Source organism: Mycolicibacterium wolinskyi str. Jessa 2025, assembly GCF_049241375.1.
GTDB lineage: Bacteria > Actinomycetota > Actinomycetes > Mycobacteriales > Mycobacteriaceae > Mycobacterium > Mycobacterium wolinskyi.
In genome coordinates this window covers 4349191-4375896 of the sequence record NZ_CP185960.1, presented here as the reverse complement: position 1 = coordinate 4375896, position 26706 = coordinate 4349191, and the positions used below count along the sequence as shown (strand labels likewise).

Below are 26706 nucleotides of genomic sequence, written 5' to 3'. Positions count from 1 at the left end.
CGTCGCGTTCGTCGGCCGGGCACAATAAAGGTATGCAGACCGACACCCTCGAGCGCACCGACGCCGACGAACGCGTCGACGACGGGACCGACAGCGACACCCCGAAGTACTTCCATTACGTCAAGAAGGACAAGATCGCCGAGAGCGCTGTGATGGGTACGCACGTCGTCGCACTCTGCGGCGAGGTGTTCCCGGTGACGAAGGCCGCCAAGCCCGGTTCGCCGGTGTGCCCGGACTGCAAGCGGATCTACGAGACCCTCAAGAAGTAGTCGGCTGATCGGCGGTGTCGGGCACCGGTTGCGCCGGTGCCTGCGCACTGCCGTTGTTGGCCTTGTCCTCCAGCCACGTCCTGAACCGCCTGGCATGGGTGTCCGCCGCAGGCCATTCCTCTTGGATGGCGGCGTTCAGTTCGGCTCCGAGCATCACGGCGAAACCGAGGAAGAACGCGAACAGCAGGAACGCGATCGGCGTCGCCAGCGCGCCGTAGGTGTAACCGGTGCTGGTGATCCAGCCCAGATAGATGCGTAGGCCTACGGTCGCGACCAGGAACACCACGGTTGCCAGCACCGAGCCGAGCAGCAGTCGATGCGTCGGCAGCGGTTTGGGCAAAGAAACCCGGTACAGCACCGTGACCCCGACGATGACCGCCAGGAACAGCGCCGGGTAGTAGCCGTAGCGCAGGATGTGGTCCCAGCTGTCGGGGATGTGCTCGGCGATCGTGCGCGGCCCCAGCGCGATGAACGGCGCCGCGGCGATCGCGCACACGAGCATGATCACGTAGAGCCCCAGCGCGTAGAACCGCTGCCGCACCGGGTGCCGCAACGGCGTCTGGTCGTGCGCCTCCACGATCGAATCGACGAACGCCGAAACCGCCGACGAGCCCGCCCACAGCGAGATCACGAAGCCCACCGAGACCACTTCGCCGCGAGCGCCCTTCACGATGTCGCGGATCGTCGGTTCGATGATCTCGTTGACGACGTTGGGGGAGAAGAAGCTGTTGGCTGCGTTGATCAGCTGCTGCTGGATGGTCGGCAGGGTGTCCGGGCCGAACAGCGGCGCGATGTAGGCCAGGCTGCCGAGCATGCCCAACAACAGCGGGGGCAATGACAACGCGCACCAAAACGCCGCCTGTGCCGATTCGGAGAAGATCGAATCGTCCCAGCTTTTCGACAACGTGCGTCGTGCGATATGTCGAATGTGGTGGCGTGTCGGTGGTACCGGAAGCGGCTGGCCAGTCATGACCAGACCAGCATTACTGACGAAACGTGTTCCTGCCCAGGCGGGTGCTGTTCGGTCGGCGTGTCAAAGACGCGATCAGGCGTCGACCGGGCTGACTTCCAGCACGGCGGCCAGTTCGATCAGCTTGGCCTCGTGCTCGTTCGCGTGGTGCTGGCAGAAGAGCAGCTCGGCGCCCGAGGGCAGCTTGGCGCGTACACGCGCGGCCGCTCCGCAACGATCGCAGCGGTCAGCTCTGGTTAGCTCGGGGCTTGTCAGAGTTGCGTTCATGGCTCCTCCGTCTTCTGCTCTGCGCAACGCCGGCAAAGTGCCGGGTTTGCGTATCTCTACTGTGTCAGACGTTTTGGGTTCCGGCCTTGTTCCCTAGGGGTTTACCGGTGTGTCGTGTCTCACGTCTGGGACGTGTTGCCCGACGGGCAAGCTGGCAGTATGCCTGCCATGCCACGCGTCCTGGTTCACCTCTGCAGTGCCGACGAGTGGCGGGCCGCCCGGGAATTCGGCGCGCACCGTCCCGACTCGTTGACGGCGCAGGGGTTCGTGCACCTTTCAGCGCCTGAGCAGGTGCATCTACCGGCGAACCGGCTCTACGCGGGGCGCACCGATCTGCTCATGCTCCAGATCGATCCGGCCAAGCTGTCGGATCCCGTGCGTTGGGAACCCGGTGTACCAACGGACCCCGACGCGATGTTGTTCCCGCATCTGTACGGACCGCTGCCGACCGCGGCTGTGATGACTGCCACGTCCTACCTGCCCGGCGCCGACGGCCGGTTCGAGCCGCTACCGCCCGCGTAGGCCGTCGGGCAATCTCGGCACGCCACGCTTGGCCGCGTTTGTCACGCTGGCGTGGCCGTGGGCCGCGTTTGTCACGCTGGAGCAGCGGTGGGGGTGTGGCGTTCCGGCGGCACGCCTCGTTGGGCCGCGCTTGTCACGCTGGCGTGGCGGTGGGGCTTGTTTGTCACGCTGGAGCAGCGGTGGGGGCGGGGTTTTCGATGCCACGCCCCGCGGCCAGGGACGAGGCCGAGGCACACGAGCTGGGCGCGCTGGTCGTGCTGGCCGACATGCTCGCCGACCAGGGCAGAAGGGCCCAATCCATTTGTAGCGCAGTATGATTGGTGCACCACGACGTGGCGAGCACAGGCGGGTGGCAGGCGGCGGTGCAGACCGCGCAAACCGAGTTCAGCCGGGTCGACGTGCTCGTCAACAACGCGGGGATCTGCGTCAATCAACCCTCGCCGTCGACGGCGGCGCGAGCGCCGGGCGGATGCCTGTGGTGGCCGGGTGACAGTCACTGCCAAATTCGAGTAGTCCACTACTCAAGTCCGCGCCACGATCACGACCATAGGCTCTCGGCAGAGGGCTTCGGATGCGTGAGCGGGGATGGCCGGCAAGCATGAATATCCATTCGTCAGGTAGCGGCGAAAGTTCGACCGGAAGGTCGGACGGTCATGGGTGACTGCGTCGTCCTGCGGGAGAAGCTTCGGGTGCCGGAGGTGTCCGGTTTGGCCCGCGAACGGCTGGAACAGCCGCTTTTGTCGGGCCCGCAAACGATCGTCGACATGGTGGTGGCGCCGGCCGGATGCGGGAAGACGACATTGCTGTCACACGTCGCGACCGCGTCGGAGCGGCCCGTCGGGTGGTACCGCATCACCGCCGACGATTCCACCGAGCACCGCATGGCGGCCCACATCGGCGCCGCCTTGTCGATGCTGGCGGATACGGGCCGCGCCGAATCGATGGGGGAGCTGCTCGGGGGCCTCGATCAATGGAGCGGCGCGGGCGCTGTGCTGATCCTCGATGACCTGCACGAGATCGCCGAGACGCCGGCCGAGCGCGCGTTGGAGCGGTTCATCTCGCTGCGACCCCGCCGGCTGCGATTGATCTGCGGTTCACGCCGAATGCCCGACATCAACGTCCCGCGACTTCGCGTTTCGGGTTCGATCTCCGAAACCGGCAGCGACGATCTCCGGTTCCGGTCTTGGGAAGTCGAGGAGTTGTTCGCATCGGTGTACCGCGAGCCGCTACGGCCGGAGGCGGCCGCCGCGCTCACCCGCCGGACCGGCGGCTGGGCAGCCGGGCTGCAGCTGTTCCACCTCGCCACGGTCGGTCGAACCGCATCCGAACGCCACCAGGCGGTCGCCGGGCTCGGCGGCAGGTCGAAGTTGGTGCGCTCGTACCTCACCCGCAACGTGCTGGCCGAACTGCCCGCGGAACGGCGTGACTTCCTGTTGCGTACCTGTACGCTCGGCCGCCTCTCCGGGGAGGCGTGCGACGCGCTGCTCGGGGCCGCGGGCAGCCACCGCATTCTGGAGGAGCTCGAATCCGCGCAACTGTTCACCTCCACCGACGACGGAGGCGTGTACTTCCGGTATCACGAAGTGCTGCAGTCGCACCTGGAGCTCGCGCTCGTGGAGGAGTACGGACCCGCGGCGGCGCGGTCGTGCTACCGCAAGAGCGGCGCTGTGCTCGAGACGTTGGGGGAGTTGCGGCCCGCGGTGCGCGCGTACGCCAAGGCCGGTGACTGGGCCTCGGTGTCACGTCTGGTGGCCGACACCGGCGGCGCCCGGATCGATGCCACGGTGGTCGACGACGCCCACTTGCTGCCGGCGAGTACGTGGCAACATGACCCGTGGCTGGCAGTGGCGAACGCCCGCCGCCTGGTGCGCGAAGGTGCGCTGGCCCGCGGCGTGGAGGCCTACCGGCACGCCGAGGCGTTGTACGACGAACCCAACTACCGCCAGATGTGTCGCCAGGAGTCTGCGGTCGCGTCGATGTGGTTGCCGGGCAACCGGAGTGGGCGAGTGCCGGAACCGCTCGTGCAGCACTGGGCCAATCCGCTTCGGGACGCGCTGCGGCGCGCGCCGGAAGTTGCCGGTTCGACGGCAACCGACGGGTGGGTGCGGCTCGCGCACGCGGTCGCGGCCGTCGCCGCCGGTGAGCTTCGTGCGGCCCGCGAGATCTTGCAGTCGGTTGTCGACGACCGCCAACCCGAATCGTCGCTGACGATCTGGGTCAGCCTGGCAGCGGCAGCCCTCGACCTCGTCGACGGCGGGCCGAATGACCCGGCCGCCCGGTTCAGCACAATCGCCGCGGAAGCGGAACGTGAAGGGCTTCCGTGGGTTTCGCGGTTGTGCCACGGTCTGGAGCAGGTTGCGCTGATCGTCTCACGTGATGCGGTGTGGCGCTTGGAGGGGTGCAACGACCTGATCTCGGCGGCGGACCGGATGGGTGACAGTTGGGGTTCCGCCCTGCTCCTGTTCGCGGTGGCGCTGGCCAAGCTACGCGTCGGCGAGGACGGAAAGTCTCAACTCGCAGCTGCCGAAGCAAGGTTCGGTCAGCTCGACGCGCCGGTGCTGCAGTTGTGGTGCCGGCTGCTCGCGGTCATCGACCCGCAGGCGACAGTGCCGGCCGCGCGCCGGGTGGTCGACGACAGCCACGCACTTCGGTGCCGTGGGGCCCGCGCCTTGGCCCTCGCGGTATTGCAGCAGGTCTCAGATCATGATGTTCCCGAGGCGGTCGGTGCCGCAGCGCTCGCCGAACAATGCGGTCTGCCAGTTCTTTTCGCCGAAAATGGGGACGATCCCGAACCGCCGAGCGCCGTCACCGCGGCCGCCGAGGTGGTGGAGGCCAGCCTGCCACCGGTGGCGATCACCTGCTTCGGCGGCTACCGCATCGCGATCGACGGTGAGATCGCGGCGCTGAGTCAGCTGCGGCCACAGGCGCGTTGGGTGCTGCAGATCCTGTCGTTGAACCCCGACCACGATCACCACCGCGAACTGCTGGAGGACATCCTGTGGCCCGGTGTCGACCATTCCGTCGCCTGCCATCGCCTGCAAGTGGCCGTGTCCAGCGTGCGCAGCATGTTCAGCGAATCCGACCTCGTGATCCGGCGACGCGGCGAATCGTATCGGTTGTCCTTGCCCGACCGGGCGACAGTCGACGTCCGAGATTTCGCCGACGCGCTGAGCCGGGCGGCGACCGCGTCGGCGCGTGGTGACGTGCGGGGCCGGGTGGTGGCCCGTCAGGAGGCCCTCAACCTGTACACCGGTGAACTGCTGCCGGAGATGTCGGGCGCACCGAATATCGACGAAGAACGGGAACGCCTGCACCGTTCGGCGGCGGCCGCCGCTGCCGCACTCGCATCGGACTACCGCACACTCGGTGAGTACGAGCAGGCCCTGGTCACGGCGCAGCGGTCAGTACAGCTCGACCAGTACCAGGACAATGCCTGGGTGGTACTCGCCGACCTGCACGAGACGCTCGGCGACCTCAGCTCGGCGGAATACGTCCGCCGTGAGCATGCCCGGATTCGGGCGGATCTAGAGGTCGCCGTGTTCTGACACGTTCGGATCCTTGGGCGGGTTCAGATCGGTGATCCTGAGCTTGCGAGTCTGCGGATCATCCGTTGGTTGCGGCGCGGGCCGTCGGACTTCGGGCACCGGGGTGACCACCGGCGCGGGTGCGGGGGTCGCCACCGGTGCCGCGCGCGTGACCAACTCGACACGATGCGGGATGTGCGCGGGTTTGACGGCGTCGACGAGGGCATCGACGCTGCGCACGTCGACATCGTCACCGGCGTCGACCGTGACCCGCACCAGCAGACCGGGGGTGGCCCGGCCGCCGGGTTTCGAGTCCGGTGTCAACGACCATGTCGCGCTTCCCGATTCGATCACCTCGGTGTCGCGGCTGAACGCGGCCGTCACGGTGTCGCGGATACTGCGCGCGGTGCCCTGCCAGCGCAGCATCGCCGCGCCTGCCGCGATCAGTTCTCGCTTGTGAGTGGTTTCGCGGCCACCGAGGTGCAGGCCGATCCACCCGGCGAGCCAGTCGAGCATGTCGCTCGGAACGGTCTTGGGGTCCAGGTATGCCGGAAAGCAGTCGAGGGTCGCGAAGATCGGCGCCAGCACTTCGTCGAAGGCCTCGCACAGGCGCTCGGTGAGAGGATCACCCCAATACACCGACGGCATCGTGTCGAGAAATGGCTGAGGCGTGTCCAGTTGCGGCACTCCGGCTCTCATCGGTCCACCACCCGCACACTGTGCCGGCCGAAGGAGTAAGCGAGCTCGTTGCGGCCCAACGGGATGACGTCGACCGGCTCCGTCGACCGCTTCCCGGTCGCGGGGTCGACACCGAACAACTGGACCGTGACCTTCCTGGCCATGTCCACGCCGGGGATCCGGGCCAGCGCCGCGGTGACCTCGTGTACCTGCACGGCACGGCCGATGGGCCAGCCCGAGCCGTCCGGACCGCCCTTCAACGGATGCAGCAGGCCGTTCAACGTCCGGGCCACATCGATTTTCACCTGATCGCGGGTGTATCCGGCCAGAACCGCCAGCGTGACGACCACCGTGACACCCCGGTAGTGCGGAGGTTCGACGATCAGCCGGGTCCCGGCCAGGCGGCGCTCGTCGAGATGGCTCTTGATCCGCTGGATGGTCTCGGGCAGCGGAATGAGATCTTCGCGGCGCACCAGATCCATGGCATCGCTTGCCACGTGCGGCACCACCAGCACCCGCACGACACCGGCCTCGCGTTCGTCGGCGGCCGTGAGGCAGTGCGCCCGGGCCACCTCGGGGGCGATGTCGAGGGTCAGTTGCTCGAAGTCTTGTGCGGTCACGGCCTTTCCGCGGGTACGTAACAGCAAGGGGCCGCGCGCCTTGACCTCGTCGACGGTCTCTGCCTCCGCACCGCCGACGGCAGCTCTGCGGTTCTCGACCCGCGACACGTACGGCACACTGGTCTTGAGCACGCGGATCTGGCCGACGCCCACGTTGCCCTTGCGGCCGCCGCCCGTGCGGTATGCCGACATCTTGATCGTGGCGGTTTTCCGCGGAATCCGGCCGTACTGGCGAATGGTCCCGTCCGATTCGCGGACCACCGGACCGAACACCACCTCACCCGCAACCGGGTCGATGTGAAACGACTGGCTGGACTCGTTTTGATCCCCGAAGTGTTCCACCGGCTTCCACTCGGTCGTATCGCCCTCGGCGACAACGCGCAACGAACTGCCCGCCCACGGGAGCACGGGCCGGTGCTGCAACGCGAAGCGCTGCCCGGCGGTGCCGTCGGAGGTGCCGATCGTCTCGTCCCGCACCACCCTGGCGTGCACGATCCGCGCGGTACCGCCGACCGTGCACGCCGAAATCGAGGTGATGAACGGAGATTCGCTGTAGGTGGACTGGCCGGGCGCGGGGTCGACAAGCCGGCAGCGCAGCCAGCCGCGGGCCTCGCCGCCGACGCGGGGCGGGGAGTCGAGCACATGCCCGCGCGGCACGTGCAGGATGACATCGCCGGGCTTGTTGAAGGCCTTCGTCTCGTCTGGTCCCGGTTCGCACGCCACCCAGTCGCTTCCGGTCCAGGCTTCCCAAACGTACGGCGGGTTGGTGGGATCGACACCGACACCCGAGACGCGGCAGTTCACCCGCAGCAGCACGGCGCACGACGGCACCGCCCGGTCGAGACCGAGCAGCAGTGCGTCACCGGCCAGCGGTCGATCCGAGAAGCAGCGGAATTCGTTGCCGCCCACCTCGTTGCGTTGCGTGACCGGTTCGCCGCCCTCCGCCATTGTCGCGACCCGGCCGCCGTCGAGTGAACACGGGATGATCTCGAGTTTCTCGGTCGTCGAGAAGACGATCGGTTCGTCGAGATCGGTGCGGTCGGTGCTCACCTCGGATTCTTCGCGCACGGTGATGGGCTGCTGTTGCGGAGCCGACAACCAGAAGGTCGCCTCGCCCTGCGCGGCCCCGGGCGGGCGTAGTTCCAGGCCGAGCAATTCGAGGAACTTGATGTAGTTGCGATCCGGAACCCGGTTGAGCCGGTAGATGAGCTGGTCGACCATCATGGCGAACGTTTCGATCAGCGTGATGCCCGGATCGGAGATGTTGTGGTCCGACCACTCGGGACAGCGTCGGTGGACCAGCCGGCGGGCGTCGTCCACCAGGCTCTGGAACGTCCGGTCGTCGAGATTCGGTGCGGGCAGCATCGTCACGCCTCATTCAGCTGGTAGACGGGTGGCAGTTCGCCGGCCCCGGGAGCGCCGGCCTCGTCGGGGATGACGTAGAACGGGAACACCAGGTTGCGTTCGTCGTTGTAGCCGCGGATCCGGTACCCGACGTCGATATGGGCCATGCCGAGATCGCCCCGGTCGAACAGAACCTTGACGTCCTCGACGTCGATGCGTGGTTCCCACACTTCCAGGGCCCGGCGAACGTCGTTGGCAATCGCCGCGAGTGTCGCATCGTTCATCGGTGAGAACAGGTGATCCTGTATGCGACAGCCGAATTCCGGACGCATGGGCCGCTCGCCGGGAGCTGTCCTGATGATGATCTCGATGGCCTGTTCGATGTCGCGGACATGGGTGGCCAGGCCGATCGCATTGGTCGGGTCGATCTGCAGCGGGAAATTCCAGCCCGCCCCGATGAAATCGTTGGTGAGATCACTCATTGTCAGCCTCCGATCAGGACGGTGGGACAGCCGGGTGGAAGGATCGGCGCGCCACATCCGGTCATGTCTCCGACGCGGGCGGCCGGCATCCCACCGATCAACACCGTCGGGCAGCCCGGCGGGAGGACCGCGTTGGGCGGGTGGGGTACGACCCCGGGAAACGCGCATGCATGAGTGGTTCCGACGACTGCGGCAGGCATGCCGCCGATCAACACGGTCGGAACGCCCGGCGGACCGATGGTGCCGGGGTGTGCGGTCAGATCGCCGACGCGTGCGGCTGGTGGCATGGCCACTGCTCCTCTCAGTTGATCTTGACCGGTGCGCCGGTGATGACAGTGGGCCCACCGGCTTTGAACTCGCCGGCCGCCTTGGCCGCGACCTTTACCGTGGTGCCCTTGAGCGACAACGCCACCTGCGTCTCGACATCGACGGCTCCCGCCCCGCCCGACACCGCGACGCCGTTGGTCGCCGTAATGGAGATCTTCTTGCCCTTGAGTTGCAGGTCAGAAGACGCGGCGTCGACGACGATGCCCTTCTTGCCTTCGATCAGGATGCTGCCGTCACTGTGTACGACGATGCGGGTGCCCACCGAGTCCAGGGTCAGCTTGAGCTTGCCGTCGCCGGTCTCGGCGGTGATGCCTTCGGTCTTGCCGTCCTCGTCGAGAAGATCCAACCGGTGACCGTTGCGCGAGATGAGCGAGCGGCGGTTGACCGCCCCGGATCCGGAGTCGATCAGACTGGGCCCCTTGGTGTTCACGGTGTCGACACCGTTGTAGAGACCGCCGAGCACATACGGCCGTTGCGGATCCTGTTGTTCGAACGCCACCAGCACCTCGTCGCCGACTTCGGGGATGACCATGGCGCCGCGGTCCTTGCCGGCACCGAGTTGCACGGTGCGCGCCCAATCGCTGACGTAGTCATCGGACAACCAGGGGAACGTCAACTTGACTCTGCCCTGGTGGGTGGGATCGTTGGCGTCACTCACCACGGCGACGGCCACCCCCGCCGCCGTCGAGGCGCGCCCGCCCGCCGCGGTCAGGCCGTACAGACTGCGTTCCTGGCGGCCCGTCACCGAGAACGCCGTCGTGTAGCCACCATTGGCCGGGTCATAGCGGTGCCGCGCCGAGGTGATGGTGTACTTGCCGTCGAACGGTTGCCCCGCGTTGTCGATCTTGATGCCGACGTTGGCTCGCAGCTTCGGATTACCCCTTGCGACGGCGTCGATCTCGGCGAACGAACTGCCGATCTCCTCGGTGAGCGCGGCCGCGGCGGTGTCGGCCTCCGACTGCGTACGGTATGCGACGTCGGAGGCGACATAGCGCGGATCGCCGAACGGCTTGGCCACGTCGGCGGGCTTCATGGACGGCAGTTCAACGCTTTTCGTGCCCGCAGGCACGGTGCTGACGATCTTGCGTTTCTGCGCGACGTCCCAGCCGCGCACCTCGACCTCGGCCACTTGTTCGGCGGCGGTGATCACCGAGCGGAACCGCAAGAGGTCGGTACCCAGCCTCAGCACCAACGGATCGGTGTCGTGGGCGTCCTGCGACGGCGCCCGGTTCGCCTCTTCACGCGGACGGAAGCTCAGCTTGTTGTCGCGCACCGTCAGCTCGTAGCCGATGCGCCGGGCCATCGAGTCGAGAAACTCCCAATCGGTCTGGCCGAACTGTCCCAGGTGGTCGAAAACCGTTTTACTGGATTCGATTTCGCCCGCCGCGATCTTCGTCCGCTGCGAGATCTGAGTGACGGCATCCGACGCCGTGGTCTGGGTGTACGACTTGGTGTGGCGGCCACGGAACAACCGGTGCGCCGGATCGTAACCGCGGATGACCGTGAACGATCCAGGCCCACCGACCTCGGCCTCCAGCGATGTCACCTCCGCCTCGATCAGCTTCTCCGGCGTCTCGGTCTGTGTGCTGGAGATGGTGATCTTGACCTTCGTGCCCATCTTGACCTTGGACTTCTCGATCACGATCCGGTTGGGGTCGCGGAACCGCAACATGAACGCGTCCGGAAGCCGCAGGCTCGAATCGACGTATGCCGACGTGAGCAACGGGCTGATGTCGTCGGGCAGTGCGGTGCCGTCGAATTCGATCAGGAACGACGCTGCGGTGGCCATGCCGATCAGCCCGCCCTGGCCGCGAGCGCTTCGAGCCGCGGCAACTTGAGCCGGGTTCCGTTGGGCACCCGCATCGGGTCGTCGATGTCGTTGTAGGCCGCCAGTGGCCGCCACAGTTGCGGATCGCCGTACTCCCGGTAGGCGAGCAGTGCCAGCGAGTCGCCGGTGACCATCGTGTGGACGTCGTCAGCCCATTGCGAACCCGACGTGGGGTTCTGCTTCGGATCCGGCGTGACGTCGATCTCCTCCAGGTTGATCGAGCAGGTCGCACGGATCGGGACACCGTTGGCGGCGAAGCGGGTGTACTTGGCCTGCACCTGGCTGATGTATGCCGCGAAGCTCTTCACCTGGCCCCAGTTGAAAACCACCAGAAACGGCATGGCCTTATCGCCTTCGGTGCACGGGACACAACAGCTGAACAGTTTGTCCACCGATGCGACGACATCGACGCCGTCTTTCGCGGTGGCGTCGAAGTACAGCTCGAGGCTTAGCTTGCACGGTTCGGACCCAGAGAACTCGGGCGGTCCGGCTTTCTTCTCCTTGGTCGGCTTGCGTTCCCACTTGGCCGATTTGGTGATCGAGACCTCTTTGGGGTTGAACTGAAAGGTGACCTTGTCCTTGAGCGAACCCAGCTCCGGCTTGCCGCCCTTGACATGCTTGGGTTCCCAGAGCTCCAGGAATGCGTACTGCGGTTGCGCCCAGGTATCCGGAGCGCTGTCACCCTTACGCTCGGGCGGCGGCGCCTTGAGCGCGATCGTCTTGTCAGCCATTGGCCGTGCCCTTCTCCGGAGTGAAACCGTGGTGGGCGATTTCGAGGGTTTCGGTGAACACCTTGGGAGAGTCCAGGTTCAGGCTGGGCCCGGTCCATCGGACCGGTACGACACCTTCGAGTTGCCAGGTCATCACCGGATTTCCCGCGGCGTCCATGGCTTTGATCTCACCGGTGGTCGGCTTGAGGCCGTTGAGTGCCTTGACGATCCATTTGGTCAGCTTCTCGCTGTCAGGACCGATGGGTCGGGTCAGCTTGATGTTGCTGTACTTCATCCGCGTCGGCAGTTGCCAGACCAAGCCGTTGTTTCCGCCCTCCTCGCGCTGCTCCATGACCACCTCTAGACCGAAACCCTCGCAACTGCTGAACTTTCCGACATCGGTCTTGTCGAACTTGACCGCGAAGCAGACGCCGACGAAAACCTCGTCCTTATCCTCGGGCGGCAGTTTTGGTGGGCTCATCGGTCCGGTCTCCTCTCCCCACAAGCGCTCATCGGCCGAGGTCCATGAGGACACCGGCCCGCTCGCGGTCCAACCACAGTTCTGCGCGCAACCGTGCGGCCAGCGGGTCGTAGAGCCGGTTCACCAACTCGTCGACGTCGGGGGCGGCCGCCGCCGGGGCGCCGAGCGCCGGGGCGGCCGTCAGTGTCGGCGCGGCGGCCGGCGCGGCGGTCGAAAGCGGTTCGGGATCGACTACCGGTGCCGGCTCAGGAGCAGATTCCGTGGTCTCTCGTTGCACGCTCGGCGGCGCGAAGGTGATGGTGTTCGTCGTGGCGTCATAGCTCGGCCCGTCGGGCGGTGCTGTGCTGAAATGTTTTTCATGTGACGGAGCATCGCCGGACTGCCGGCCGCCGTGTGCCGTGACCGTGGGTGCGCGCTCGAATCGGTCCGGTGACGTCCCGAACATCCGCTGCAGGCCGACCGGGCGAGGGCTGTGGAAGACGTCTGAATGTTCCCGCGCCGGTGCCGGATCGGCGTTGCGCTGAACGTCACTGCTTCGGCGGACGGGCGGCAGCACCACGAGGCGCCTGCCTGCGGCAGTCGACCGCTGAATCACCGGCGGCGCCGGGAACCGAGTCGCACTGCTGTGCTGCGGGGCGGCCGCGGGCTGCGGCGCGGGGTGAGCGACGGGAAGTGTCACACGTTGTACGACGTCGGGTTCGGTCACGCTGGAGGCGCGGGGCGCGGGGTCTGGCCGATCGGCTGCGAGAAACTCTGGCGACTCACTTTTTTCGGGTGGGTAGTCGATGGGCGCCGAGGGCAACGGGAGCTCTACATGGACATCAGCGGGCGTTGGCAAGGGCTGGACGGATGACTGCTCGCCCGCGGTGGGGAGCGGTGGACGTGCGGGCGCTTCGGTTGCGGACCGTTGCACGGTCGGCGATTCGAGACGTGCCGCGGCGGTCGGCTCCTTCCGGCTCATCGGGCGGGTCTGGACGACCGGAAGGCGCTGCACAGGGACTGAGGAAGGCTGCGCGGCACGCGGCGAAGCACCCCCCGAAGTCGTTGTGCTGCGCGGCTCATCCGGTGCGGCGGCGATCCGGTGGACGGCGACCGGGGGCGGTGCGCTTGTGGGGTCCGGCGCAGGCGTGGCCGCAGTGACCGGTAGTGCGGAATGCTCGGCGGCCGGTTTCGCGGGCGGGCCGGCGTCGATCGATACCACGGGCGGCGGCGAAGGCGCCGGCGTGGCGGGTTCGGCGGGCGCGTTCTCGACGGCGTCGGGTATCGGGGTGCGCTGGATCGCCGCGACGTCCCGGATCGTCGGCGTGCTGTCGGGTGGATCGCCGGACACACCGATGGATACATCCTCGGGTGCCGTCACGGCGGGACGGGTGGCGGTGACGGGTGGGTTCGGCTCAGGCGAGGTCAGTGTTCGGAGCACCGGCAAGGGCGAACGGGTGGTGAGGCGCTGGACCGAGGACAGAGTCCGCAGCGGTGGGGCCGCCGCGGTACGCGGATGCGTTACCGGAAGTGGCTGGACCACAGGAGAACTGACAGCGCCATCGGATGGCGTCCGCTGAACCCGCGCCGACGGGACGGACGGTGTGGCGTCGGGCGCGCTCACCGCCGGAGGTTCAGGTTGCGGACCGGCCGGCACTGCGGGCTCGTCGGCCACGCCCAACGTCCGGCGGTCGTCGGGATCGGTGGCCTCGACCATCGTCTTCGGCTCCGCATGGGCAACGTCGGTGGCGTCGACCGGATATACGTGCGCCGCAGGCTCATCGGTCGCGGCGACATCATCGGCGGCGCGCTGCACAGCCGCCACGGTGCCGACTCGGGCGCGCTGGACGGACGGCAACCTGGGGGCCCACGTCCTGGGCGCCGATTGTGCCGGTGTCGGCGCGTTCGGGGTGTTGACCGCGCTTCGTGCCAGCTCCAGTACGGGCAACCCGTCGGTGTTCTCCGCCGCCAGGAGTTGGACCGGCCGGGTGAATCCGGGGTTCTGGGAGGTGGTCAGTGACTCGGTGAATCCGGCGAACTGTGCGGTCGATTCGAGCCCGACGGTGCGTTGCATGGGCGCCAACCGTTGCCAGGACGGTGTCGGAGGTGTCGCTGCCGGGGGCGGGACGGCGGCCTGCGCCGCAACCGAATCCGCCGATCTCTTCCAGGGCCACCACTTGGGCATCGGTGCCTCCCTTCAGTTCTGCGTGGCGAGGTTGCACGTCAACTGCACGAATCTGCGACGGTCCGCATGCTCCAGGTCGAGTACCGCGTCGAGTTGCCAATGCAGGTGATAGGCGAGGTAGGAGACTTCGTTGTAGAGTGCGTCGACCCCGCACGTCACGATTCCCCCAGGCGACTCCCGGCAACATCGACGGCGAAGTCGTTGCTGCAGTGCGGGCATGTGACTCTGGCGTGGGTGTGGCCGTCCTGATTGATCCGGCGGTACAGGTCTTGCAGGAAGGCCAGGTCTGACGCGAACAGGTTCTCGATCACTCCGCCGTGGACGTCCTCGATCTCGCCGATGCGGGTGACCACGCGGCTGATCAGTACCACCGCAAGGTAATTCGGGCTCTCACGAACGCGGTCATCGCGTTGTGAAACCAGCTCGTCCCTGGCGGTGGCCAACCGCATGACGCCGTGGCGGTGGACGGCGCCTGCCGGGTCGACATAGCCGCGGGGCAGTACGAACGGGAATTCGGTTCGCAGTTGGGTTGTCTCGTCGGCGGAAGGCATCTGCCCCGGCGCGTCGGCCAGGGCAGAAGTCCCGTGAATGTTGCCTCTGCGCATCAGGCCGGTTCGCACTTCTCGTACGTCAACACGAGCTTCTCGGTCATGACGCTCGTGTCGCCGGCTTTCATCGAACTCAGCTCGAGGCTCTTCGGCCATGCCGCGGTGAGGTTGTAACGCTTGACTTCCTCACCCTCGTAGTCGAAGACGATGATGGAACCGCCCTTGCGAGCGTCCTTCATCTTGCCCAGCTGTGAATCCTTGACCCACTTCTCGAAACCGTTGTCCTTGGTCAGCGGGCGGGTCAACGTGCATTCGCCGGCTTTCCATCGTCCCGGCAGCTTCTTCACGTTGTATTTGCCGTCCTTGGCCATGTTCGATTTGTATTCGATGACGTCCTGCTCCATCTTGAGGCCGGTCACCTCGGTGATGGCCTTGATCTGTATGCCGTCGAACTCGAGTCCGAATGAGTGGCCTACCGAGCTGTCGTCGTCCTGTAGCGCCATGGTTGTCTACCCTTTCCTTCGGTGTGGCTTACTCGGCGACCAGGCTGGTTCCGCCGGAGTACTGCGACAGGCGGAAGATCACGAACTCGGCGGGTTTGACCGGCGCGACGCCGATCTCGCACACCACCTCGCCGGCGTCGATGCCTTCGGCCGGGTTGGTCTCGTCGTCGCACTTGACGTAGAAAGCCTCGTCCGGAGTCAGACCGAACAGCGCCCCTTTACGCCATTCGTTGACCAGGAACGCGCTGATGGTGCGGCGGATCTTGGCCCACAGCGAGTAGTCGTTCGGCTCGAACACCACCCAGTCGGTGCTGGTGAGGATCGACTCTTCGAGATAGTTGAACAGCCGCCGGATGTTGATGTACCGCCAGGCCGGATCCGACGACAGGGTGCGTGCGCCCCAGACTCGGATACCACGACCGGGAAACGCGCGAATGCAGTTGATGCCGACCGGGTTCAGCAGATCGTGTTCCCGGCGGGTGATCGAGCTCTCGACATCGATTGCACCGCGGACGATTTCGTTGGCCGGAGCCTTGTGCACGCCGCGAGTGTCGTCGTTGCGGCCCCAGATGCCCGCCACGAACCCCGAGGGCGGCAGGTACGTGCCGCCGCCGGTGGTGACCCATGGCCAGTACAGCGCCGCGAACTTGGAGTCGTAGCGTGCCTTGTCCACTCGCCATTCCTTGATCTGCTGCGCGTTGAGGCCCGGCGGCGGGTCCAGGATCGCCATCCGGTCACCCATCAGCTCGCAGTGGGCGATCATCGCCGTCTGCACCGATTGCACGGTGTCCAGATCGATTGCGCCGCGCTGGTATGCGCTCAGCAGGTCCGGCATGCAGACCATGGTGATCTCGTCGATGGTCTCCAGGCCCGCGACACCGCTGCGTTCTTCGACGTTGCCCACATAGTCGTCGCTGCTGAGCCGCTCGGGCGCAGTGGCCACGGCAACGTCCTCCGGTGCCGCCAACGCGATCTGCATACCTGCGTGCAGGTCTTCGGCCGGCTTGCCGGGGATCTGCTCGACCTTCACCGTCTGCGACGCGGCGTTGACGACGGTGGCGACGTTGTTCTTACCGCGCGCCGTGGTGACGTTGGGGAACTCCTCGACGACCTGACCGTCGCGATGCACGACGAGCTTGACCCCGCTGGGCTGTTCCTCGCCCTCGTTGTGGAAATTGCTGATCTCGACACGCAACCGGTCGGGCGGTGTGCTCGGGTCGAGCGCGAGAATGCGGTAGTTGGCCAACACGGCCTGCGGAGTCGCTTCCAGCTGCGGTTGGTTTCCCGCCGAACCGTTTTCGCCTTCGCCGTCCCCGATCCGGACGATGTACGAATTGCCACCGCCGTTCTGGAAGTAGGCCGCGACGGACTCGGCCAGGCAGGCGCCCTCGATGGCGTTGCCGAAGGTCTTCTTGTACTGGGTCCAGTTGCTGATCAGCGTGGGCTTGTTGAACGGACCTTTCTCGGCAAGGCCGATGAACGCCGCAACAGCGGTGCCCACGCCTTCGATAGGCCTTGAGCCGGAGTCGGTTTCCTCGACATAGACACCCGGCGACAGATACGTCGGCATTGCGCCTCCTCGGTGGTCTCGATGGGCTGGCCACGATCGTGCGCTGGTTCGGCGGGCGAGACGAGGAGCGCGGGGACTGCCGCTTGGGCACCGCATCGTGCACTTTGAGGCAGTCCCGCGTTCGCGCCTTGCCAACCACCACCGCACACCGGATCGTTGACGTACAGACGCGAGGGAAGCGGGGCAGCATGCGAACCCACGACAGCGATCACACCCATGCATCGGAGTTGCGCCCGAAAGCATCTCGGCTGGAGGAGCCGGAATCGGTGATGGCGATGCGGGCGGCCTTGTCGGGCCGGCTCGACGTCGCAGGCCCGGCCGGCGTGGCCGGGCTGCAGCGGGTGGCGGGCAACTCCGGTGCGTCCGCGTTGATGGATGAGGACCGCTCACCGGTGCACAACGTCATCGGCTCGGGCGGTTCGCCGCTTCCGGCCGACCTGCGCACCGACATGGAGGGCCGCTTCGGCCATGACTTCGGTGACGTGCGCGTGCACCATGACGGCGCGGCACACGATTCGGCCAAATCGGTGAACGCCCAGGCGTACACCGTGGGGTCCGACATCGTCTTCCAGAGTGGGAAATACGATCCGGCCTCGGACGCGGGCAAACACATGATTGCCCATGAGCTGACGCACGTCGTTCAGCAGCGCAGCGGGCCTGTCGACGGTACCGACGCAGGCGGCGGCGTCAAGATCAGCGATCCGTCGGACCGCTTCGAGCGCGAGGCCGTCGCCAATGCGGACCGCGTGATGGCGTCGCCGGCACCGGCCGCCGCACCCGCCGGTGCGCAACGGGTCGCCGAGAACGGCTCGGTACAGCGCCAGGAGGAGCCGGCCGAGGAAGAAGAGACGGCACAGACCTTCGTGCAACGCCAGGACGAAGAAGCCGAAGAAGAATCGGCCTGAGCAGAGTCGGCGAATCGAACATGACGGAGCCGGCTCGGGCCGCACGGCCGGTCAACGACGCACTGACGGAGGGCCGTAGGCGAGCGGGGCCTGCGCGACCCAACGGCGGTCCGGCCGGTCTGGCGGCGCTGCAGCGGGCGGCCGGGAATGCGGCGGTCAACGCGCTGCTGATGGGAAAGCTCAGGGCACCGGGCAAGGGCGAAATCGACGCTGCCCTCAAGGAAATGCGCCGTGACGAGCCGGCCATCGACACGGTCGAGAAAGGTCTCAAGGCGGCCAGAGCGGTCGGGGTGCCCGTCGAACTCGAAGGTCCGAAACCGCCGCCGTCGGCGCTCGCGGTCACGACGACGGGTTTCGGGCCGGCCGCGGTGGCGCCGAAGAAACCGGTGCCGCCGCCCAAGCCCGTACCCGCCAAGAGTCCACTCGGCAAGGCCGCGGCGAAGCCCGCCAAGCGGACCGGCGGGGGAGGTGGGGCTCGCCCGGCGGCGGCGCCGAAGGCTGCCGCGGGTACCGGCGCATCGGGTGGGGCGACTCTGTCTGCCGATCAACTGCTGCAACCGCCGGTGGCCCCGAAATCGGTCAAACCGGGTCAGGATCCGGCGTTCACCGCCGTGACCGCGAACGTGAAGTCCTTCGCCAACGAGAAGCGCGCGCATCCGCCGGCGGCCGCCAAAGCCAAAGAGGCACAGGACGCCGCGCTCGCGCCGACCGACGACATCGCCGGCCAGGCGAAGGCCGCCAAGGTCGACACGATGGACGCCCAGCAGGCCGGTTCGTTCGACAAGAAGGCGTTCATCGCGGCGGTGTTGGCGGCGATCGAGGCCAAGTCTCCGAAGACGCTGAGCGAGGCCGACAACTACGCGAAGTCAGGCAAGGCCGGCGAAGTCAAAGGCGATGTCAAGGGATTGGTGACCCAGGGCAAGGAGAGCCAGGAAAAGGACATCGAAACGGCCACCGCGGCAGCGCCGGACACGTCCAAGGCTGTCGCGAAACCGGTCACGCCGATGGGACCGGAACAGCAGGGCCCGGCACCGGCCATCCCGGCGAGCGGTGCGGTGCCGAAACCGGCGCCGCCCGAACAGCTCAACCTCGAAGCCGGCAAGCAGCAGGCCAACCAGGAGATGGCCGACGCCCAGGTCGACGAGAAGCAGCTCGCCGAGTCCAACGAGCCGGACTTCCAACAGGCTCTGGCCGACAAGAAAGAGGCTGCCGCACACGCCGATACGGCTCCGGGCGCGTTCCGCAAGCAGGAGGCCGACGTCATCGCCCAGTCGAAGACCGAAGCCGCCGCGGAGACGAAGGCCGGTGTGGCCGGTATGCAGGGTTCGAAGGCGGCCGCGTTGGCCAAGCTGGTCGCCGACAAGGGCAAGACGAAGTCGAAGGACGAGGCGAAACGCGCCGAGGTCACCGCCCGTGTCCAGTCCATCTTCGCCGCGACCGAAGCCGACGTGAAGAAGATCCTGGACGGCATCGACCCCAAGGTCGAGAAGGCGTTCGAAACCGGCGAAGCCGACGCCCGCAAGACGTTCGAGACCTACGTCGCGGCGAAGATGTCGGCCTACAAGAAGGACCGCTACAGCGGGTGGCTCGGCGGATTACGTTGGGCCAAAGACAAATTGGTCGGCATGCCGGACAAGGTCAACAAATTCTACGAGGCCGGCCGCGAGCTCTACCTCAAGCAGATGGACAACGTCATCTCGCGGGTGGCCGACATCGTCGGCAACGACCTCACCGCGGCGAAGAAGCGCATCGCCACCGGCAAGGCCGAGATCGCCTCCTACGTCAAGAGTCTGCCCGCCAATCTGCAGAAGGTCGGCGCCGAGGCATCGAAAGAGATCAACGACCGCTTCGAACAACTCGAAGACGACGTCAAATCCAAGCAAGACGCCGTCGTCGACACCCTCGCCACCAAGTACGTCGACGCCCGCAAGGGCCTCGACGAACGCATCGAGGAACTGCAGGCCGAGAACAAGGGTTTGGTCGACAAGGCGATCGGCGCGATCAAGGCCGTCATCAACACGATCCGCAAGCTCGCCGCGATGCTCATGGACACCTTGGCACGGGTTTCCAGTGTGGTCGGCGACATCATCAAGGCCCCGGTCCGCTTCCTGGGCAACCTGGTTGCCGGCGTCAAGGGCGGCATCATGCGGTTCAAGGACAACATCCTCGAACACCTGCGCAAAGGCCTGATGACGTGGTTGTTCGGCGCGTTGGCCGAGGGCGGCGTCGAGCTCCCCGACAAGTTCGACCTGCAGGGCATCATCAAACTCCTCGCGTCGCTGTTCGGCCTGACCTGGCGCAACATCCGCAACCGGCTGGTCAAGCAGATCGGTGAGCCGGCGATGGCCGCGATCGAGAAGGGCGTGGAGATCTTCCGCACGATCGCCACGGCAGGTGTCGCCGGCCTGTGGCAGATGCTCGTCGACAAGCTCGGCGACATCAAGGAGATGATCCTCGAACAGGTCAAGGACTTCGTGATCACCCGGATCATCACCGCGGGCATCACGTGGCTGATCGGTCTGCTGAACCCGGCTGCGGCATTCATCAAAGCCTGCAAGCTGATCTACGACGTCATCATGTTCTTCGTCAACAACGCCGAGCGGATCATGAAGTTCGTCAACACGGTGATCGACTCGGCCGTCGACATCGTCAAGGGCAACGTCGGGGGTGTCGTCGCCAAGATCGAGGACGTCCTCGGTCAGATGGTGCCGATCCTGATCGGCTTCCTCGCCAGCGTCATCGGCATCGGCGGCATCGGCCAGAAGATCCGCGAGATCATCGGCAAACTTCAGAAACCCGTCAACAAGGCGATCGACTTCGTCATCAAGACCGGACTCAAGCTTGCCGGCCCGATCATCCGCGGGCTCAAGGGGATTGGCGGCAAGGTCAAGGCAAAGGTCGCCGCCGGTAAGGCGTGGGTGAAGGGCAAGGCCGAGGCGGGGAAGAAGTGGGTCAAAGGCAAGGTTGAGGCTGGCAAGACGTGGGTGAAGGGGAAGGCTGAGGCTGGGAAGAACTGGGTCAAAGGAAAACTGGTTCCACTGAAGGAAGTCGCTCCGTTCAGTGCCAAGGGCAAATCTCACGAGGTGATGGTGCAGGCAGACAAGCCGGAGTCCATCAAAATCACGGTTGCTTCGGCTCAGCGACGGGCGGTAGGTCGAGCCATGGACATCGCCATGGAGGTCACCGACATTGATACCTTGGCGGCCGCCAGAGACAGAGTCGCGGCTGCCCGAGGTGACGTCGATGCCAGAGAGAAGGCGCTCCGTAACCTGGCGCGCGAGGTAATGCTGAGATCCGCTAGCGGAGACCGTTTGCCACGGGAACTTCTGCCGGCGGCGCGGGGTTTGGCCGAGGCGATCGCGAAGTGTTGGGACATCATCGGTTACGACGGTGAAGCAGTGAGGCGCCAGGATCGTCGCGATGAGGCCGGAGAGGTCGGTGATGTGCACCGGCATTCGAGGAAGGGAAGCGAGTACGACCCTGCCAAGGCAGGACGGTTGCACGACGTTTCTCGCCTCGAAAGCGAACACGTGGTGCCATGGTCGTGGATCCAGCGCATCGTCGGCACATTGTTCCGGCTCGGGGCAGTTCCGCCGCAGGCAACGCAAGAGGCCCGCGCTGCGGTCCCGGCACGCCCTGCGACTGCGACTCGTCCCGCCACTCCTGCTCGTCCGGCCACACCGCTCGTCGAGGGTTCATTGGTGTATCCAAGGATGACGACCGTGATGATCTATGAGCGGGCGGCCGAGCTCAAGACCTCCCAGCTCGAGAACAACGATAGGGCCTTCCACGACTGGATCGGGAGCATTGACGCGGCGGAGGCGCGTCGCACTCTAGCTGAGCACTTGCCCGCGTTGGTGAAATCGCGTATGCAAATCATTTCAAGCGCAACCACTGTCTACGTTGCAAAGGTACTGCGCGAGGATGGGATTGCCATTCCCGAGCGGCCGGACCAACGTACTGTCACGCGTGCGGCGGCAGCGCAGTTGGCCGAAATCTTTGCCGCCGTCCGAGAGGCGCGGAGCAGGTCGTAGTCAGAACTGAGCGGGGTTGTGGGATCATCTTCCGAACGTGATTGGTGTATTACTCGGGGAACTCGATAGTGGGATATCCGTCGAACCGATGCCGAAGCACCATACAAAGTGCTCTCGATTCCACACTGACCCATTCTCCATACGCGATATCGCCGCCGACACTACTTTCCGAGAACGGGTGGCACTGCCTTAACTGACACACCGCACGCCACACTCGTCGACGCCACGCCGAACTACGCTATCCAGCCTCGCGCCTGGCCTGATACCCAAGCGTCATGGGGCGCTGCAAACTCGCGACGCGTTGCTCCGCTCGACCTGCGCTGCGATGACTGCGATGGCCCGCAGCACGTCGAGGTGGTGCGGAATGAAACTCCATGAGGTGGTCGCCTTATCCGGTTTGCGCTGGCACTGCACTGGACAGATCGTCACTCGCGGAGTCCACTGGAGCGATGAGGCGACATAAGCGGGTGCCGGCGGCGGGCCGATCGGTGAACCGCCGATCGGCGGTGATGGCCGCGGCGGTCCGCATTCCGGGCACGTTTTCTTGGCAGGCCGGACTGCTTGCCCGAGGACCGTCGCGAACGCAGACGCGGCTCGTGACGGATCTGCAACGTACCGTCGGCAACGCCGCCACCGGCCAACTGCTGACCGCGTCACCGGAGCCGATCCCCATCGTCCACAACGGCGGCCCGAGCGTCTCCCTGCATGGCGACACAACTGCGGCGTTCGACGGCGGAACGTCGAAGTGGACGCCGAAATCGATGAAGCGTGCGAAGAGTTGCACCGAATGCCCCGAGGACGACCCATGTCTGCATGCCGTCGGCACCTTCAACGTCACGTACAAGGCCGACGTGACGATCAAGATGCCCGACGTCCCCGACGGCCTCACCGCGTGCCAGGAACGCCGGGTCCGGGCGTTCCTGCGTGACGTGCTCGGTCCGCATGAGCGTGAGCATGCCCGCCGGTTCCGCACGTACGACGGCACCACGACGCATCGCATCGACTTCACCGGCTGCGGAACCACGGCGCTACAGGAGCACCTGCAGGAGACCCACGACAAGGAAGAGGCCAAACGCCACACCGATGCCGAATCACTCTCCGCGGCAATCGATCCCTTCAACAAGCCGATCGATCTCGACTGCACCGACTAGTTGTCCTGAGGTGTGATATCGCCGGTGATAGCGCACTTCCAACACGAACTAGGACCGCCTCCCGCGACACGCCCGAAAGCTCAAGAAACAAGGCCCGGCTGCGCCATGACCCGGCCCACAAAGGCCTTACGTTGCGTGGCCACAACGTAGGGGCAGGGCATCGACACCTCGTAGCTCACCTGCTCGATCCGCGGTCCTGGTGGCGGCGGCCCGGCACCGACGTAGCTGCCGCACCCGGTTTCGGGTGTGCCGGTGTAGCCGGGCGGACACACGCACGTGCCGCTGGCGTTGCGGCTGCTGATCCCCGGACATGGGCTCACGCAACTGCCGTTGTAGAGTTCGGTCCCCGCCGGGCAGCCACAGGTGCCACCGGCGCCGCGCACCTGGTCCGACGGGCACGGGCTCACGCAACTGCCGTTGTAGAGTTCGGTCCCCGCCGGGCAGCCACAGGTGCCGCCGGCCCCGCGCACCTGGCCTTCGGGGCAGGGTGAGACGCAGGTGCCGTTGTAGAGCTCGGTTCCGGCGGGGCAGCCGCACGTTCCGTCGCTTCCGCGGACCTGTCCTTCGGGGCAGGGTGAGACGCAGGTGCCGTTGTAGAGCTCGGTTCCGGCGGGGCAGCCGCACGTTCCGTCGCTTCCGCGGACCTGTCCGTCCGGGCAGGGTTCGGGTTGGCAGGTGCCGTCGCTCCCACGCACTTGACCGTCGGGGCAGGGTTCGGGTTGGCAGGTGCCGTCGCTGCCGCGCACTTGGCCGTCCGGGCACGGCTCCGGCTGGCAAGTCCCGTTGGCGTCGCGAACCTGTCCTTCCGGGCACGGCTCGGGTTGTGGCGACGTCACTTTCGGCCCGGTGGGGCACGTGGCATCGGCCGCAACTGTGCTGCCGTCCGGGCATTGCCTGGTGCGTGGCGCGATCCTCGGCTCGGGGCACATCTGATCGGGTGCCACGGTGGTGCCATCGGGGCACTGTTTCGGTGGCGGAGGCGGATTCGGCGCACACGGGCCGTCGGGAGGCGGCTGGTGCGATTGTCCCGGCGGGCAGACCTGCGTGCGGAACTCGTTGACGGGGAAGAACGAGATCTCCTCGACACGCCAGCCCTCAGGGCTCTTCTTGGCGACCACCCGCTCGATTCGCATCGTATTGCTTTCGAGCTCTTTGCCGTCCGGCGTCTTGACCGTCTGTGTGACCACCACGGCGCGCTGCACGGTGTCCGGCTTGTCGGCGGGATGTTCCCCGGCAACCAGCAGCGCATCGGCGGTGACCTCGGCCTTCTTGGCCTTCCACTCCTGCCACCAGACGCTGTTGCCGCGTTCGAGGGTGTCCTTGCCCGCCCGAAGTTCAGCCCCGAAGTACGGCAAGGCACGGTTGTACGCGTCCAGCGTCGACCCGTCCCGCACGGGGTACCAGGTGAACATCGTCTCGAGGCCGTTGACGATCGCGTCTTGAGCCTCGGCGGGAGCGGTCTCGTCGGAGTCGGTACCGCCCGGCTCAGGTGCGTCGCCGGACGGGCCGCACGCGGCGACCACGAACACCGCGGCAGCAAGCAGGACGGCAAGAATTGCCTGCCCGCGCCGCCGCCTGCGGTGCCGACAATCCGCGTGGCGTCCCATGCCGTCTCCTCGCACCGGTATGTGTGCTGTCCCATCATTGTTCGGTCTGGTGTCAGTCACCGCGACGTCCGTTGGTGCGGTCGTGGTCGGCTGGTAGGGCAGTACTGGTTGACCGATCGGGCAAACCCGTCCCGCGGGCGATGACGAATCGTCGCATGCGGCGGGACACTGCTCAGTGCAGCCGTACATCCGTGCTGCCGTTGCCGCGACGAAAGATGAATGATGACAGCCCTCGTCACGATCTCCAGGAGAGCTTTCCTGATCGCGTTGTGTGTCAGCGTCGCGGCCATGCTGATCACGCCCGCACCGCCGGCCTGGGCGGCCGGTGTGTGTGCACGCAACGGAAAACCGTTGGCGGACGGTACGTACACCACCACGTCGGGATTCGGGCCACGCGGCAACTCCATCCACCAGGGCGTCGACCTCGCGGGCAGTGACGGCACCGATATCTTCGCCGCGATGGACGGGACGGTCGCGGCCGCCGGGCCGGCCAGCGGATTCGGTCAATGGATCGTGATCGACTCACAGACCCGCACCGGCCTGGTCTCCACCGTCTACGGGCACATGTACCCCGACGGCGTACTGGTGCGCCAGGGAGCGCCCGTCCGCGCAGGCGACCACATCGCCGAGATGGGCAACAACGGCCAATCCACCGGCACCCACCTGCATTTCGAGTACTGGGAGGGCGGCCGGCTCAGCCACGGCCAGGCGGTGGATCCGGCGTTCATCCTGAGCGGTCAAGCGGTGTCGGCGAATCAATCGACCGCACAACAGGCTTCGTCCGCGGCAGACTGCCGAACCGGCGTCCTCAAGCCCGGCCTGGTTCCCCCGGCGTTCGTGCCCTGGCTGCTCAAGGCCGGTGTGATGTGTCAGGGCATCACCGCCCCGCTGCTCGCGGCGCAACTCGAGGCCGAGAACGGATTCCGGCACGGCCCGACGGCACCCGTCTCGTCGACCGGAGCGCAGGGGCCTGCGCAGTTCATGCCAGGGACGTGGAAAACCTGGGGTAAGGACTACGACAACAGCGGCCCGCCGCCGGATGTCAACAGCATCGCCGACGCGGTGATGTCGCAGGGCGCGTTGATGTGTGAGAACTACCGGTTGTGCGCCGCAGGAGTCGCGGACGGTTCGCTGGCCGGTGATCCCGTTGCCCTCGCGCTGGCCGCCTACAACGCCGGATTCGGTGCGGTGCAGCGCAACGGCGGCATGCCGTCGGGAGGCGAGTACACCACCCAGACGCAGCCCTACGTCTACAAGATCATGCAGCGCGCCAAGGCATTTGAGGCGAGCCCCGGTCTCGGCGGCATGCCGCCCGAGTCGGTGCCGATCACCGGTGGCCCGACGACGATCGTCGACGCCGCTACCGAATTCAAGGGCAAGAAGTGGGTGTGGGGCGGAGGCGGGGTGGACGGGCCGACTCGAGATGGTTTCGACAGTCCGGGGTTGACCTACTACGCCGTCGTGCGTGGTACGGGCGGCAAGGAGGTGCTGCCGCGCACCGCCGATGAACAGTGGAACGTGGGCAAGGAGATTGCGCTGGCCGAGGTGCAGCCCGGCGACTTGATCTTCAGCGGCTGGGACCGGCATGACCGACCCTCGCACGTCGGGATCGCCCTCGGAAACGGCGAGATGATCCACGCGGACCCGGCTCGCGGGGTTGTCATCGCCGAGTTCTATCCGGAGTCGAAGGCGCGGCGGGTGTCATGAAAAAGCTAGTTGCCGTAATTGTCTGCCTGACCATCGTCGTCATCGGGCCGGTCACCGGCTGCCGGCTGGATCCGCTACCGATCGATCAGGTGGCCAGCGTCGACCTCAGCGACCCTGATCAGGTCATCGCCGATGCTCTGACCACGATGTTCACCTGGCGCCCGACCCAGGACGAGTCTCCCGACACGGCCTATCGGCGCGCGGCGGCCTATCTTGCCGGTGATCTTGCCAAGCAGGGCGAGCAGACGACCACACCGGGACCGGGATCGCAATGGGATCAATGGCGTTCCGATGGTGCGAACGTCACCGCCAAGGTCTATTTCCTGGCCGACGAAACACCACCGAACTCAACCGATGTCACCCACCGGGTGGTCGTGGTGGTGCAGTCGATCGCGACGTTGGACAACCGGCTCATCGACGAGATACGCCACACCGCATGGGTGACCGCGAAGCGGTCGAACAACGGTTGGCGCGTCACCAGTATCGAGTTCTGAG

The 26706-nt window shown here is 66.3% G+C and carries 24 protein-coding genes; 9 read left to right on the top strand and 15 right to left on the bottom strand.

Annotated features, from left to right (window positions below; translation table 11 throughout):
* Positions 1–32: 32 nt before the first annotated feature.
* Positions 33–269 (top strand): DUF3039 domain-containing protein, encoded by a 237-nt coding sequence (locus tag ACOI2T_RS21480; protein WP_067851152.1) that lies wholly within the window; start codon positions 33–35, stop codon positions 267–269.
* Here ACOI2T_RS21480 and ACOI2T_RS21475 read toward each other — a convergent pair.
* Together ACOI2T_RS21475 and ACOI2T_RS21470 are read right to left on the bottom strand one after the other, a co-directional pair.
* A complete protein-coding gene (locus ACOI2T_RS21475; RefSeq protein WP_085141894.1) occupies positions 259–1239 on the bottom strand; it encodes a YihY/virulence factor BrkB family protein in 981 nt (326 codons plus the stop codon). The genes ACOI2T_RS21480 and ACOI2T_RS21475 overlap by 11 nt on opposite strands.
* 75 nt (positions 1240–1314) lie before the next feature.
* Positions 1315–1506, bottom strand: a complete 192-nt coding sequence (locus tag ACOI2T_RS21470) for a DUF7455 domain-containing protein (RefSeq protein ID WP_067851156.1) — start codon at positions 1504–1506, stop codon at positions 1315–1317.
* Between the two features lie 159 nt (positions 1507–1665).
* On the opposite strand from ACOI2T_RS21470, the gene ACOI2T_RS21465 reads away from it, so the two are divergent.
* From ACOI2T_RS21465 to ACOI2T_RS21455, 3 genes are all read left to right on the top strand, one after another.
* Positions 1666–2028 carry a DUF952 domain-containing protein gene (locus tag ACOI2T_RS21465; RefSeq protein ID WP_409503478.1) on the top strand — a complete coding sequence of 121 codons (363 nt, stop codon included), beginning with the start codon at positions 1666–1668 and terminating at the stop codon, positions 2026–2028.
* 320 nt (positions 2029–2348) lie between these two features.
* Positions 2349–2630 carry an SDR family NAD(P)-dependent oxidoreductase gene (locus ACOI2T_RS21460; protein WP_409503477.1) on the top strand — a complete coding sequence of 94 codons (282 nt, stop codon included), beginning with the start codon at positions 2349–2351 and terminating at the stop codon, positions 2628–2630.
* A gap of 51 nt (positions 2631–2681) precedes the next feature.
* Entirely contained in the window at positions 2682–5573 is a 2892-nt protein-coding gene (locus tag ACOI2T_RS21455; RefSeq protein ID WP_409503476.1) for an AfsR/SARP family transcriptional regulator, read from the top strand.
* On the opposite strand, the gene ACOI2T_RS21450 is transcribed toward ACOI2T_RS21455, so the two are convergent.
* From ACOI2T_RS21450 to ACOI2T_RS21395, 12 genes are read right to left on the bottom strand one after another with little or no spacing between them, the layout of a single operon-like run.
* Positions 5553–6251: a phage tail protein gene (locus ACOI2T_RS21450; RefSeq protein WP_409503475.1), complete on the bottom strand. Its 699-nt coding sequence runs from the start codon at positions 6249–6251 to the stop codon at positions 5553–5555. The genes ACOI2T_RS21455 and ACOI2T_RS21450 overlap by 21 nt on opposite strands.
* Positions 6248–8215, bottom strand: coding sequence for a putative baseplate assembly protein (locus ACOI2T_RS21445; protein ID WP_409503685.1), 1968 nt, complete (start codon positions 8213–8215; stop codon positions 6248–6250). Before ACOI2T_RS21445 ends, ACOI2T_RS21450 begins: the two co-directional genes overlap by 4 nt.
* A gap of 2 nt (positions 8216–8217) precedes the next feature.
* Complete coding sequence (locus ACOI2T_RS21440) at positions 8218–8676, bottom strand: gp25 family contractile injection system sheath assembly initiator (RefSeq protein WP_067851181.1); 459 nt, start codon at positions 8674–8676, stop codon at positions 8218–8220.
* Between the two features lie 2 nt (positions 8677–8678).
* Positions 8679–8963 carry a PAAR domain-containing contractile injection system baseplate protein gene (locus ACOI2T_RS21435; protein ID WP_409503474.1) on the bottom strand — a complete coding sequence of 95 codons (285 nt, stop codon included), beginning with the start codon at positions 8961–8963 and terminating at the stop codon, positions 8679–8681.
* A gap of 14 nt (positions 8964–8977) precedes the next feature.
* Positions 8978–10792, bottom strand: coding sequence for a VgrG-related protein (locus ACOI2T_RS21430; protein ID WP_067851185.1), 1815 nt, complete (start codon positions 10790–10792; stop codon positions 8978–8980).
* Positions 10793–10797: 5 nt separating this feature from the next.
* Positions 10798–11562, bottom strand: a complete 765-nt coding sequence (locus ACOI2T_RS21425) for a CIS tube protein (RefSeq protein ID WP_067851187.1) — start codon at positions 11560–11562, stop codon at positions 10798–10800.
* Positions 11555–12022, bottom strand: coding sequence for a phage tail protein (locus ACOI2T_RS21420; RefSeq protein ID WP_067851189.1), 468 nt, complete (start codon positions 12020–12022; stop codon positions 11555–11557). Before ACOI2T_RS21420 ends, ACOI2T_RS21425 begins: the two co-directional genes overlap by 8 nt.
* A 28-nt stretch (positions 12023–12050) precedes the next feature.
* Positions 12051–14186 carry a hypothetical protein gene (locus ACOI2T_RS21415; protein ID WP_409503473.1) on the bottom strand — a complete coding sequence of 712 codons (2136 nt, stop codon included), beginning with the start codon at positions 14184–14186 and terminating at the stop codon, positions 12051–12053.
* A gap of 12 nt (positions 14187–14198) precedes the next feature.
* Positions 14199–14345 (bottom strand): DUF6760 family protein, encoded by a 147-nt coding sequence (locus ACOI2T_RS21410; RefSeq protein ID WP_409503472.1) that lies wholly within the window; start codon positions 14343–14345, stop codon positions 14199–14201.
* Positions 14342–14806 carry a hypothetical protein gene (locus ACOI2T_RS21405; RefSeq protein WP_409503471.1) on the bottom strand — a complete coding sequence of 155 codons (465 nt, stop codon included), beginning with the start codon at positions 14804–14806 and terminating at the stop codon, positions 14342–14344. The genes ACOI2T_RS21410 and ACOI2T_RS21405 overlap by 4 nt, the downstream gene beginning before the upstream one ends.
* Entirely contained in the window at positions 14791–15237 is a 447-nt protein-coding gene (locus tag ACOI2T_RS21400; RefSeq protein ID WP_036437200.1) for a phage tail protein, read from the bottom strand. Before ACOI2T_RS21400 ends, ACOI2T_RS21405 begins: the two co-directional genes overlap by 16 nt.
* Positions 15238–15265: 28 nt before the next feature.
* A complete protein-coding gene (locus ACOI2T_RS21395; RefSeq protein WP_067851194.1) occupies positions 15266–16807 on the bottom strand; it encodes a phage tail sheath family protein in 1542 nt (513 codons plus the stop codon).
* A 188-nt stretch (positions 16808–16995) separates the two neighbouring features.
* Between ACOI2T_RS21395 and ACOI2T_RS21390 the strand changes: the two genes are divergently transcribed.
* From ACOI2T_RS21390 to ACOI2T_RS21380, 3 genes are all read left to right on the top strand, one after another.
* Positions 16996–17712, top strand: coding sequence for an eCIS core domain-containing protein (locus ACOI2T_RS21390; RefSeq protein ID WP_409503470.1), 717 nt, complete (start codon positions 16996–16998; stop codon positions 17710–17712).
* A 20-nt stretch (positions 17713–17732) separates the two neighbouring features.
* Positions 17733–21746, top strand: coding sequence for a phage tail protein (locus tag ACOI2T_RS21385; RefSeq protein WP_409503469.1), 4014 nt, complete (start codon positions 17733–17735; stop codon positions 21744–21746).
* 449 nt (positions 21747–22195) lie between these two features.
* Positions 22196–22897 carry a hypothetical protein gene (locus ACOI2T_RS21380; protein ID WP_409503468.1) on the top strand — a complete coding sequence of 234 codons (702 nt, stop codon included), beginning with the start codon at positions 22196–22198 and terminating at the stop codon, positions 22895–22897.
* 80 nt (positions 22898–22977) lie between these two features.
* Here the strand turns inward: ACOI2T_RS21380 and ACOI2T_RS21375 are convergent, their stop codons facing one another.
* A complete protein-coding gene (locus ACOI2T_RS21375; RefSeq protein ID WP_409503467.1) occupies positions 22978–24504 on the bottom strand; it encodes a hypothetical protein in 1527 nt (508 codons plus the stop codon).
* Between the two features lie 219 nt (positions 24505–24723).
* Between ACOI2T_RS21375 and ACOI2T_RS21370 the strand changes: the two genes are divergently transcribed.
* Together ACOI2T_RS21370 and ACOI2T_RS21365 are read left to right on the top strand one after the other, a co-directional pair.
* Positions 24724–26211 carry a peptidoglycan DD-metalloendopeptidase family protein gene (locus tag ACOI2T_RS21370; protein ID WP_067851202.1) on the top strand — a complete coding sequence of 496 codons (1488 nt, stop codon included), beginning with the start codon at positions 24724–24726 and terminating at the stop codon, positions 26209–26211.
* A complete protein-coding gene (locus tag ACOI2T_RS21365) occupies positions 26208–26705 on the top strand; it encodes a hypothetical protein (protein ID WP_067851204.1) in 498 nt (165 codons plus the stop codon). The genes ACOI2T_RS21370 and ACOI2T_RS21365 overlap by 4 nt, the downstream gene beginning before the upstream one ends.
* The last annotated feature ends 1 nt before the right edge of the window (position 26706 follow it).